Source organism: Myxococcales bacterium, from assembly GCA_022184915.1.
Taxonomy (GTDB): domain Bacteria; phylum Myxococcota_A; class Polyangia; order Fen-1088; family Fen-1088; genus JAGTJU01.
In genome coordinates, this window is record JAGTJU010000001.1 from 1 (window position 1) to 11,960 (window position 11,960).

At 66.6% G+C, this 11,960-nt stretch carries 8 protein-coding genes; 3 read left to right on the forward strand and 5 right to left on the reverse strand.

Going from position 1 to position 11,960, the window contains the following annotated elements:
- Positions 1–289: 289 nt before the first annotated feature.
- The 3 genes from KA712_00005 to KA712_00015 all read right to left on the reverse strand — a co-directional run bounded on the left by KA712_00005 (position 290) and on the right by KA712_00015 (position 4,147).
- Positions 290–1,720 carry a hypothetical protein gene (locus tag KA712_00005; GenBank protein ID MCG5051319.1) on the reverse strand — a complete coding sequence of 477 codons (1,431 nt, stop codon included), beginning with the start codon at positions 1,718–1,720 and terminating at the stop codon, positions 290–292.
- An 84-nt stretch (positions 1,721–1,804) separates the two neighbouring features.
- Positions 1,805–3,646 carry an ATP-dependent zinc metalloprotease FtsH gene (gene ftsH, locus KA712_00010; GenBank protein ID MCG5051320.1) on the reverse strand — a complete coding sequence of 614 codons (1,842 nt, stop codon included), beginning with the start codon at positions 3,644–3,646 and terminating at the stop codon, positions 1,805–1,807.
- Positions 3,647–3,754: 108 nt separating this feature from the next.
- Positions 3,755–4,147, reverse strand: a complete 393-nt coding sequence (locus KA712_00015; GenBank protein MCG5051321.1) for a DUF2934 domain-containing protein — start codon at positions 4,145–4,147, stop codon at positions 3,755–3,757.
- A 176-nt stretch (positions 4,148–4,323) separates the two neighbouring features.
- On the opposite strand from KA712_00015, the gene KA712_00020 reads away from it, so the two are divergent.
- From KA712_00020 to odhB, 3 genes are all read left to right on the forward strand, one after another.
- Positions 4,324–4,974, forward strand: a complete 651-nt coding sequence (locus KA712_00020) for a GGDEF domain-containing protein (protein ID MCG5051322.1) — start codon at positions 4,324–4,326, stop codon at positions 4,972–4,974.
- A 274-nt stretch (positions 4,975–5,248) separates the two neighbouring features.
- Positions 5,249–8,260, forward strand: coding sequence for a 2-oxoglutarate dehydrogenase E1 component (locus tag KA712_00025; protein ID MCG5051323.1), 3,012 nt, complete (start codon positions 5,249–5,251; stop codon positions 8,258–8,260).
- 18 nt (positions 8,261–8,278) lie between these two features.
- The gene (gene odhB / locus KA712_00030; protein ID MCG5051324.1) at positions 8,279–9,568 is read left to right on the forward strand and encodes a 2-oxoglutarate dehydrogenase complex dihydrolipoyllysine-residue succinyltransferase; all 1,290 of its coding nucleotides are present in this window, start codon (positions 8,279–8,281) and stop codon (positions 9,566–9,568) included.
- An 18-nt stretch (positions 9,569–9,586) separates the two neighbouring features.
- Here odhB and KA712_00035 read toward each other — a convergent pair whose 3' ends face one another.
- Together KA712_00035 and KA712_00040 are read right to left on the reverse strand one after the other, a co-directional pair.
- Positions 9,587–10,678 carry an efflux RND transporter periplasmic adaptor subunit gene (locus KA712_00035; GenBank protein ID MCG5051325.1) on the reverse strand — a complete coding sequence of 364 codons (1,092 nt, stop codon included), beginning with the start codon at positions 10,676–10,678 and terminating at the stop codon, positions 9,587–9,589.
- A gap of 13 nt (positions 10,679–10,691) precedes the next feature.
- Entirely contained in the window at positions 10,692–11,957 is a 1,266-nt protein-coding gene (locus tag KA712_00040; GenBank protein ID MCG5051326.1) for an ABC transporter permease, read from the reverse strand.
- Positions 11,958–11,960: the final 3 nt, after the last annotated feature.

Consider the following 11,960-nt stretch of genomic DNA (forward strand, 5'->3'; position numbering starts at 1 on the left):
CCTGCTCGGCGCGTCCGGTTGCGGCAGGGACCGCGACCAGCAGGGCCGCCGTGGCGCCGGCACACAGGGCCAGCCACCGGTGTTTCGTGGGGAATCGTCGTTTCGGCATGTTGCGGGTGCTCGATGGAAAAGGGCGCGCGCAGGATGAAGGCTCCCGCGGCTTTCTTGAACCTCGCGCCAGTGTAGGTGCGCGCCTCTCCGAGTCCGTGACAGCAATGCAACAGATACGCGTCCAAATTGTCACAGCCGTGTTACGGCAATAACGCAACAAGACAGCGCGGCGCGGCTTTTAGTCGACCTGTACGGTCTGGCAGCCCAAGATCAGGTCCACCCGCCCCCGCGGATCGGCGCGGAAAAGGTCGCAGGTGGTCGGGCAGACGGTGATGCCGGTCGGCTGCTGAGTCGTCGCGTCAAGGGTGTAGTACCAGCCGCCTTTCGAGGGGCTGCACGCTGCGGGCGCCGGCACCTGGCCTATCGTGAGGTAGGCGTTGGCGCCGGTGAGGAAGCGTACGTTGACCTGCTGAAGATCGATTTGGCCCCGCTCGGCCTTCGGGATCTGGTACGCGCACGCCAGCGCCGCCGCCCGGATGTCGTTCAGCGCGGCCAGGAAGCCCTGGCTCACGTTGCCGCTGGTCGAAACGACCGTGGGTTTGCCGCTGCCGCCCGCCTGGGCGATGCGGGACAGATTGAGGGACGCATCCGACGATTCCTCGGGCGTGAACACACCGATCACGAAGGTGGGGATCGGCGGTGACGTGGCCAGGGCCCCGGCCGCCACCGCGGCGATCTCCGCGATGCCGCGCGGGCTGCAGTTCGTGGGGAAGCCGTCGGTGGCCAACACCACGGCCGCGCGCCGGCCCGGGGTGTTCGCGACCTGGCTGCGCGCCCGGGTGAGCGCGCCTTCGAGGGCGGGGCCGGTGGGCGTCATGCCCTCGGGGCTCTTGTCCGCGAGCAATCCCAGGAGCGTGCTGGCGCCGGCCGGCAGGGCCACCAGCGGGGAGCCTGCTTGCGCGTAGGTCTCGGGCGCGCAGATGTCTCGCCCGGCGCAGCGCCCCGGCAAGGCACGACAGACGTCGCCACTTTGCGAGGAACAGCGTTCGCCCACGGGCACACAGAAGGCGGGTTGCGCGCCACAGCGGCCGAGCGGGGCGCAGGGGCCGAGCGTGCCGCAGTCGGCATCGGTGGTGCACGAGGGCAGGGTGCTGCTGCCCGCGCAGGCCTTGAACGTCTCACAAGGACCGAAGGCCCCACATTGCGCGGGGGTCGTACACTCAGCGGGTACGTTCGGTTGCACCTGGGGGAAGAAGTGCAGCGCCGCGCTCACCCCGTCCGATTCGGCGGCGCGGGCGAAGGACGTGAAGGCCGCACGCACGGCGTCCCACTTGGAGGTGCCACCCGGTGTGGCATCGGCCATCGAGCCGGAGGTGTCGATCATGAAGATCAGATCGAGCGGCACACGTTCGGGCCGGATGGTGTTGGACGCACACGAGCCCGCGAAGGGATCCACCACCTCGCGCCCGGGCGTGCCAAAGACGGGCAGCTCCCCCGCCTCGCGCGGCGCCCGGGCATCGGGCGCGAACACGGGGGCCGGCGCGAGCTCGTCGGAGCTCCCGCATGCCGAGAGGACCACCGCCAGCACCCACCCGAAGAGGCGCACGCATCGCCGGGGCGACGCGGAAATGTCGGGGGCCACGAAAAAACGTGCGGCGGGCGGTGACACCACTTTCCAGTGTAACGCCGCCCCGAGCGCCGCGATATGTGCGCGCGGCGCCCTAAAGCCCGCGGATGTAGGTCCCTGCGCGCGTCAGGCTGCAGCCGCATCGACTTGGATGCGGGCAAACAGCTTCTTGAGATCGGCTTCGACCAGCGTTTCCTGCGCCAGCAGCGTGGTGGCCCCTTCGTCGAGCAGAGGGCGGTTGAGGCTCAGGATCGCGCGGGCCCTCGCAAAGGTGGCGCCCACGATCCGGGTGACCGCTTCGTCGATCTGGCGGGCCGTCTCGTCGCTGTAGGCCGGGCGGCCGGCGACGGGGGCTCCGGGCGTGCCGAGGAAATTGGGCCCGTCCGTCTCGTAGGCCACGTTGCCCAGCTCCGGCACCATCGCGTAGCGGGTCACCATGTTGCGGGCGATGTTGGCCACCTTGGCCAGATCGTCCGCCGCTCCCGTGGACAGATGGTTGAACACCTCCAACTCGGCGGCTCTGCCCCCGAGCAGCACGGCCATCTTGTTTTCCAGCTCGGTGCGCGTCATCAGGTAGCGATCCTCGAGGGGACGCTGAATCGTGTAGCCCAGCGCGCCGACGCCCCGAGGAATGATGGAGATCTTCTGCACGGGATCCGAGCCCGGCAGCGCCGCCGCCACCAGGGCGTGCCCCATCTCGTGAAACGCCACCACGCGGCGTTCGTGCGGGTTGAGCAGCCGGTTGCGCTTTTCCAGGCCCGCCACGATCCGTTCGATGGCTTGCTCGAAGTCAGACAGCATCACCGTGTCGGCCCTGCGGCGGGTGGCCACGAGGGCCGCTTCGTTGACGAGGTTCGCGAGGTCGGCGCCGGTGAAGCCCGGCGTGAGGCTGGCCACCTCTTCCAGGTTGACCTGGGTGTCGAGCTTCACCTTCTTGACGTGCACCTCGAGGATCTGCTTGCGGCCGATCTTGTCGGGTCGATCCACCAGCACCTGCCTGTCGAAGCGGCCCGCGCGCAGCAAGGCCGGGTCCAAAATTTCGGGGCGGTTCGTGGCGCCGATGAGCACGATGCCCGACGACGAATCGAAGCCGTCGAGCTCGACCAGAAGCTGGTTCAGGGTTTGCTCTTTTTCGTCGTGGCCGCCCATGCCCGGGTAGGCGTTGCGAGCGCGCCCCATGGCGTCGAGCTCGTCGATGAAGATGATGGCCGGAGCTTTTTGGCGGGCCTGCTCGAAGAGGTCACGCACGCGGGCGGCTCCCACGCCCACGAACATTTCCACGAACTCAGAGCCGGAGATCGAAAAGAAGGGCACACCGGCTTCGCCTGCCACGGCCTTGGCCAGCAAGGTTTTGCCCGTGCCGGGGGGACCCACCAGCAGCAAACCCTTCGGCATGCGTGCGCCGAGGCGGCCGTAGGATTTCGGGTCTCGGAGGAACGAGACCACCTCTTCCAGTTCCGCTTTGGATTCGTCGACACCCGCCACGTCCTTGAACGTGGTTTTGACGTCGGTCTCCACGTAGACCTTCGCCTTGCTCTTGCCGATCGACATGAGCCCGCCGGCGCCGCCGCCGCCGCCGATGCGGTTGGCGAAGCGCCGCATGATGAAGATCCAGAGGAACATCACCAGCGCGAGCGGCAGCAGGAAGCTGAGGATGTTGGGCAGAAGATCGCTCTCGATGCGTCCCGAGAACTTGACGCCCGTGTCGTCCAGCTTCGAAGCCAGGTTGGGATCGACCCGCGTGGTCACGAAGCGCTTTTTGCCGTCGATCTCTTCCTTGAGCTCGCCCTGGATCTGCTCGGTGCCAATCACGACTTCCGAGACCTTGTTGCCCTTGACCCAGGTCAAAAAGTCGCTGTAGGGCACATTCGCTACGGTCTGCGACCTCACCCACACATCGTGGATCGCGAGGATCCCGAACGCGGCCAGGATGAAGAACAATATGTCGAAGCGACGCAGATTTCCCATCACAACTTGCTGAGCCTAGCAGCCAACCGGAGCTCACTCCCGTGAGGGCCGTACGAAACGGGTCGTGGGAAACCCGCTTCGCGGATTCGGAACGACGGCCCTCGTGGCTCAGGCGCCGCGCGGCTGTCCGCCAAGCTCGAATTCAGCGCGGTACCAGTGATCCTGGTCGTTGCCGTGCGTATGGCCTTCGCGCTCGAAGATTTCGTAGGCGCGGCGGGCCACGTCGTCCCAGGACGGCGCCAGGGGCAGCGGCGCCAGCGTGACTGCAGCCTTCGGCCGGCGTGCCGTGGCGCTGGACTTGGGTTTCTCGGCCTGTGGCATCACGGGTGCCAGGTCCGGGCTGGCGGCGGGGACCTGCGGAGCCTCTTCGGGCGGTGCCACGGCGGGTTTCGCGCTCGCCGCCTTCGCCCGCGTCTTCGCGACCGGCTTCGCCTCCACCGCCTTCACCTGCTTGCCCGCACTCGCCTTCGCAACCGTCTTCTTCGTCGTCTTGTCGATCATCACACCCTCCCCTTAGTTGCGTTTTCTACCCTGGAGGAGCCCCGCAGAGCCGTCAAGTTTCAGGTGGATGGCTCGCTCTTTTTCGTGAGTCTTGTCCGTTTCCTGCCGGAAACGCGAAGAGGCCCTTATCGGCCCCGCCGGGTGGGTCGATAGTCAGGGAACCCCACACGATGAAAATGGCGAGCAAGCCCCAGCCCCCGCCCCGCCGTCGCCGCCGCACCGAGGAGACGGACGTGAACACGGAAATCGAAAGGCTCGCGCGCGAAAACGAGCGTCTGCGACGCCAGGTGCGTGCCTTGCAACACCTGCGGGAAGCGGTCTACCGCGACTCCGTCACAGGCTTGCGGAACCGGCGCTATTTCGAGGAGCGGCTCGACGAGGAGGTCCGGCGGTTGTCCCGCAACCCGGACCGGGTGGGCTCCCTCCTGCTGGTCGACGTGGACGACTTCAAGCAGATCAACGACGAGCACGGTCACATGGTGGGCGACGGGGTGCTGCGCGAGGTGGCCCTCATCATGGGCGAGACGCTGCGCCTCGAGGATGTCTGCTGCCGCTTCGGGGGGGATGAGTTCGTGGTCATCTTGCCTGAGACCGGCGCCGAAGGGGCCGCCCGGGTGGTGGCGCGGCTCACCGAGGCGCTCGACCACCGGAACCGGACTGCTGCTTTTTCTCTGTATCTATCTGTAGGCCACAGTACGTGGCCAACCGACGGAATTGATGCCCATGCGCTTCTCAGCGCCGCCGACCGCGACATGTACGCGAGCAAGCGGAACGGAAAGCGCGCCCGAACGCCGGTGCCTCCCGCGCCTCGGCTGACCCTGGTGTGATGCGCCACCGAAAAGCGGCGATCGGTCTCGGACTCCGTGTTTTTTCTGGGCGGACCTTTCACGCGCGGCGTCCCGTCGACTAGAATAGGTGGCCTCGAAGGCCCCCCGCGTGGGTGCCCCCCATCCATGTACCGCATCCATTCTCCCTACAGACTCCCCGCCCTCCCGGGCGATCGTTCCCCATGGGCCTCCCGGGCGCGCGTCCCGGGCCCACCGACCGAGGCTGTTTCATCGCGCCTCGTTTGGCTCGCGCCTTCGCAGAAAGGGCGACCCCATGTCTGAAGGCATTCCACAGGGCATGGTGGGGCAGCCCGACGCACACGACTGGGAGGTTTCACCAGGGAACCTCGATTGGGTCGAAGCGCTCTATCTCGCCTACCAGAACGATTCGGCAGAGGTGGATCCGGCCTGGCGGGATGCCTTCGCGCGTGTGGATCGCGGTGAGCCCCTGTGGCTCGCGCCGCCCGCGGGCGCATTGTCTCAGGCCCCGGTCGCGGTCCCCCACGTGGAGCCAGGCCGCGAGGTCAATGGGCATGGTCGCACCAACGGGCACACGGCGGCGCCGGTCGCGCGGCCCACTTCGGCGCACGCCGAGGCCTCCGCGGACATCACCGGGGCGGCCCGGGGGCCCGCCCCCGCCGCAAGCCTGACCCTCATCGACGATCTCGACGACGTGGGCGCCGTGGCGGCGCATCGAGCCCGGGGCGGCAAGCGCATCCGACGCCTCATCGAGGATTACCGCGAGCTTGGACACATGGCCGCCCGGCTGGATCCTTTGGATCTGCTCGATCGGGCCAGCAACGAGATGCGGCTTGCCGATTACGGGCTGGGCCTCGAGGACATCGACACGATCGTCAAAGTCGACGACGACGGCGGCCTGACCTCGGGCCCGCTCAAGAACGTGCTCGAGCACTTGCGCGAAACCTACTGCCGCCACATCGGCGTGGAGCTCGCGCACATCCACGACAACGAGCTGCGCAGCTGGCTGCAACACCGCGTGGAGGCCACCCGCAACCGCGTGTTCCTGTCGCGGGCCGAGCGGCTGCAGCTTTTGGGTAAGGTGACGGAGGCCGAGGTCTTCGAGCAGTTCCTGCAGACCAAGTTTTTGGGGGCGAAGCGCTTTTCGCTCGAGGGCGCCGAGAGCCTGATCCCGCTCGTCGATCGCGTGATCGATCGGTCGGCCTCGCAGGGCGTGCGCGAGGTGGTGATCGCCATGGCCCACCGCGGGCGCCTCAACATGTTGACCACGGCGCTCGGTAAGCCGGCCGCGGAGGTCTTCGCCGAGTTCCTCGACAAGGCCAGCGCCATTCAGTGGGATCCAGGCGGAGACGTGAAGTACCACCTCGGATACTCGACCGATCGGCAGACTCCGAGCGGCAAGGTGCACATCTCGCTCGGCTTCAACCCAAGCCACCTCGAAGCGGTCAACACCGTGGTTCAAGGGCGCGTGCGCGCCAAGCAGGATCGTATGGGCGACAAGGATCGCTCACGCGGCTTGCCCATCCTGATCCACGGCGACGCGGCGTTCGCAGGGCAGGGCGTGATCTACGAGGCCTTCAACATGTCGGGCCTCGACGCGTACAACGTGGGCGGAACCATCCACATCGTGGTGAACAACCAGATCGGCTTCACCGCCTCGCCCGACAAGACCTACTCCACGACCTACTCCACCGACGTGGGCCGCATGCTCCAGGTGCCCATCTTGCACGTGAACTCGGAAGATCCCGAGGCGGTCGCGCAGGTGGTGGACGTGGCGGTGGACTTCCGGCAGCGCTTTCACCGCGACGTCATCATCGACATGTGGTGCTACCGCAAGCTTGGCCACAACGAGGGCGACGAGCCGAGCTACACCCAGCCGCTCATGTACCGCCGGATCGCCACCAAGAAACCCGTGCGCGAGGCGTACGTCGAGCACTTCGCAAACTCCGACCCCGGGGGCGAGGTGCCGATTCGGTTGGAAGACGCCGAGGCCGCGGCGGCGCGCAAGCGCCTCGAGCTCGAAGAGGCGCTCGAGACCGCAAAGAGCCTGCAGCAGCCGCCGATCCCCAGCACCTTCGCTGGCATCTGGTCCCGGGTGCGCGGCGGACGAGAACCCGTCGACAAGCAGATCGAGACGGCCGTGTCGCGCGAGGCGCTCGAGACCGTGGGGGTTTCGCTTTCCTCGGTGCCGACCCGCTTTACGCCGCATCCGAAGCTCAAGCGTCTTTTGGCCATGCGGCGAGAGATGGCCATGGGCGAACGTCCCATCGATTGGGGCATGGGTGAAGCGCTGGCGTTCGGCTCGCTCGTGGGGGAGGGTGTTCGCGTGCGCATGTCGGGCCAGGACGTCCGACGCGGCACCTTCAGCCACCGCCACTCGACGCTCATCGACTACGAGACGGGCGAGGAGTACACCTCGCTCGCCCATCTTTCGGCCGATCAGGGCTCGTTCGAGATCTACGACAGCTTGCTCTCGGAGGCCGGCGTGCTCGGGTTCGAGTACGGCTACAGCCTCGACACACCCGATGGGCTCGTGCTGTGGGAGGCCCAGTTCGGCGACTTCGTCAACGGCGCCCAGGTGATCATCGATCAGTTCCTGGTCTCGTCGGAGGCCAAGTGGCGCCGGGTGAGCGGGCTCGTGATGCTGCTTCCGCATGGCATGGAGGGGCAGGGGCCCGAACACTCGAGCGCCCGGCTCGAGCGCTTCTTGAACATGTCGGTGAACGACAACATTCAGGTCTGCAACCTGACCACGCCGGCGCAGTACTTCCATGTGCTGCGACGCCAGGTGGGACGGCCCTACCGCAAGCCGCTCATCATGATGTCGCCGAAGTCGCTGTTGCGACATCCCGCGGCCGTCTCGCCGCTCGAGGACTTTTACACGGGTCACTTCCAAAACGTGATCCCGGATGCCGACGTGGATCCCGAGAAGGTGACGCGGGTCCTGCTGTGCAGCGGCAAGGTGTACTACGACCTGGCGGCCGCCCGGAAAGAGCATGGCATCGACGATGTGGCCATCATCCGTGTCGAGCAGCTGGCGCCCCTGCGGCTCGACGAGATCCTCGAAGCGCTCTCCGACTACAAGGAAGGCATCGAGTGCATGTGGGTGCAGGAAGAGCACCGAAACATGGGTGCGTGGCACTACATTTATCGCCAGCTTCGTCCCGTGCTGCTTTCGTTTTTCCGGTTTGGCGGTATAAGCCGTCCTGTGTCGGCGTCTCCGGCCACCGGTTCGGCCACGCGCCACAAACTCGAACACGCGCACCTGATCCGGCAGGCCCTGCGCATTCCCCCGCCCAAGTCCTGAGCCCCAGTCGAGCGCACCATGAGCACCACCCAGACGGTCAAAGTTCCTCAGATCGGAGAGTCGGTCACCGAAGTGACCATAGGTACCTGGAAGAAGGCCGAGGGGCAGCAGGTGAACGCCGACGAGGCGCTGGTCGAGGTGGAAAGCGACAAAGCGTCGATGGAGATCCCTTCGCCCGTTTCGGGCGTGTTGCGAAAGATCATGATCGCGCAGGGGGACAGCGCGAAGGTGGGTCAGATCATCGCCGAGATCGAGGCCGGCGCCGAGGCGAGCGCTGCGCCTCCTGCCGCCGAAAGTGCCCCGGCCCCCGAGGCGCCAAAGGCCGCCGAGCCGCCAAGGTCGGTAGCCGCCACGCCGGCCGTGGGCACAGACAAGCCCATGCCCGCCGCGGCTTCGTCAGCCGGCAACGGCGCGCCCGTGAAGGCGTCTCCCGCCGTTCGCCGCATGATGGCCGAACACAACCTTGCGCCGGCGGCCGTTCACGCCACCGGTCCTGCCGGTCGCATCGAACGTGAAGACGTGGTGCGGGCCACGCAGCCTGCCCCGCCCGTGGACGTGGTGGGTGGGCCTGCACGGCGCACCGGCGCGGGGGCCCCACGGAGCCGGGCCGATGTGGAGCGCGTGGTGCCGATGACGCCGCTGCGCAAAACGGTGGCCCGTCGCCTGCTCGAGGCGCAGCAAAACGCGGCGATCCTGACCACCTTCAACGAAGTGAACATGGAGAGCGTGATGTCGTTGCGGAAGCGCTACCAGGATTCGTTCCTGGCGCGCCACGGCATCAAGCTGGGCTTCATGTCCTTTTACGTCAAGGCCGTGGTGGAGGCGCTCAAGGCCTTCCCGATCGTGAACGCCGAGGTCCGTGGCACGGACATCATCTACAAGGACTACTTCGACATCGGCGTGGCCGTAGGCGGCGGCCGGGGTCTGGTGGTGCCCGTGGTGCGCGACGCCCACCGGCTTTCGCTGGCCGAGATCGAAAAGACCGTGGCCGAGCTGGCAACGCGTGCCCGCGACAACAAGCTTGCGCTCGAGGAGCTTCAGGGGGGAAGCTTCACCATCAGCAACGGCGGCATTTACGGATCGTTGCTCTCGACGCCCATCTTGAACCCGCCCCAAAGCGGCATCTTGGGGCTGCACGCCATTCAAGATCGTCCCGTGGCGGTCAACGGCCAGGTCGTGATCAAGCCCATGATGTACCTGGCCCTGTCTTACGATCACCGGATCGTCGACGGGCGCGAGGCGGTCTCCTTCCTCAAGCGGGTCAAGGAGTGCATCGAGGATCCCGAGCGTTTGCTCATCGAGGTGTGAGCACGGCCGCGGGCCCGCTCAGGGGGCCGGCGGGGGTTTGCGGAGGGTGTCGGCTTCGGTCACACCCCCCAAAACTTCGATTTTGAGACCGTCCGAGAGCCCTACCTCGATCGGCCGACGCTGGGCGGGGCCCTCGCCCTTCACCACCTCGACGTGTGGCTTGCCCTTCTCGAACACGAGGAAACTCTCCGAGACCGCCAAAACGTTGGTGCGGCGCTCGAGAACGATGTTCGCATTGGCGCTGTAGCCCGCGCGTACCGTGACGCCCTTGGGAGCTGAAAAGGCGGCCTCGATCTCGAACTCGGTGGTGCCGGCAGTCAGCTTGACCACGCTCTTGGGGGCCACGAACTGCAGCGTGCCCTCGAAGGTGGAATCGTTGAGCGCACCGATGACGATCTGCACGGGCATGCCGGCCTTCAGCTTGCCCACCTCGGACTCGTCCACGGTGCCCTTGAAGATCATGTCACTCATGTCGGCGACGAAGGCCACCGTGGTGCCCGGGTTGAAGCTGTTGGCGTTGATCACCGAGCTGCCCACCTTGACCGGGATGGACAGCACGGTGCCGTCGACGGTGCTCTCGATGAGGGTGGGCGCCCCGCGGGTCTGCTTCAGCGCGCCCGCGCGCAGCAGCTGAACGCGGCTGCGGGCGGTGTTCATCTCCTCGACAGCCAGCTCGTGCTCGGCCTGGAAACGGTCCAGCTCGGCCGCGGCCAGGTTTCCCTGGGCCGCCAGAGGCACAACGCGATCGAGGTCGCGCTTGGCCCGCTCTTCCCGCAGCACGGCTGACTTGAAGCGCAGCTCGGCTTCGTTGAGTCCGACGGGATCCACGATGATCTCCACCTCGCCTACGACGTCGCCCTTTTTGACTTCATCGCCCGGCTTGACGAAGAGGTTGCGCAAGATGCCCGCCACCTTGGGTTTGAGCTCCACCTCGCGACGGGGCGAGATGGTGCCGGAGGCCACTGATTTTTTCAGGATCTCCGTGCGAAAGGGCTTCTCCGTTTCCGCCTTGGCCTCCCGCGGACGGGACTTGCTGTAGAGGAACCAGAGGGTGCCGCCCATGAGCAGCACGATGAGGAGAGCGATGACGATGGGAAAGCTGCGTTTCATGATGCGTTCAGGGTCATTCGTGAGCCAGCGCTTCGACGGGCTTGATGGCAACGGCCGTGCGGGCGGGGGCCAGCCCGGCCAGCGCGCCCACGAGGGTGAGAATGGCCACGGCCACGAGGGCCTTGGGGAGATCGAGATCGGGAGGCGCGAAGAACTGAGGCCCGCGGGTCTTCGGCATGGACTCGAAGATCTTCTGTGACAAGGCCAGCACACCCACGCCGGCCGAGAGGCCGAGGCCACCCGCAAGCCCCGTGAGCACCACGGCCTCCTCCACGACCTGCGCCATGATCGAACGGGGGGTGGCGCCGATGGCCTTGCGGATGCCGAACTCCCTCGTGCGTTCGTTGATCGAGATCATCAGGATGTTGCTGACGCCGAGCGCACCGGCCAGGAGGGTCATGACCCCCACGATCCACGAGAGCGTGGCGATGCCCAAAAAGAGGTTCGAGAGGCGGCGGAAGTCTTTTTCGCTGTTGTAGCTTTCGATCCCTCCGGGATCGTCGGGGTCCACTTGGTGCCGCCGTTTGAGCAACTGGGCGGCTTGGGCCTCGACCTCGCTCGACGACACACCTTCGTCGAGCAGGATCGTGAAGTAGTGCACTTCATCGCCGCGGCCGTTCATGCGGTTGAAGGTCGAGCGCGGCAGATAGATCCGCCCGTTCATGAAGTCCGCGCGCTCGCCGGACGACTCGGAGTGGAATGTGCCCACCACGTCGAAGGTGGCGCCCTGGATGCGAATCTGCTGGCCGATGGGATCTTCGTCGGGCGTAAAGAGCGTCTCGAAGACCCGCTGCCCGATGACGGCCACTTTGCGGAACTCCGAGAGATCGAGCGGATTCAAAAAGCGTCCCTTGTCGACGACGAGCCCTTCGATCTGTAGGAACTCCGGCACGTCCCCGGATACGGTAAACGTGTCGGAGCGCTCCCGCCGCGACACGGGCGACGTGGCCCCCCAGCCGCCGTGGGTGCGGGGGGCGACGGCCAACACCCCCGGGACCCGCTCGGCCAGGAGCGCGCCATCGCTGCCCATCAAGCGAATTTGCCGGTTCGGGCCGTGGCCCTTGTAGGGCTTCGTGGTGGTGCCCGACCACACGTAGATGGCGTTGCGGGCGAAGCGGCCCAGGCTGCCCATCACGCCGCGCTCGAGGCCTCGCCCGAAGCCCAACATGACGATCAGCATGAACACGCCCCAGAACACCCCGCAAGACGTGAGGAAGGTGCGCAGCCTGTTGCGTCGCAGGGTCTCGAAGACCTCGTTCCACCGATCGAGCGCGCGCATGGC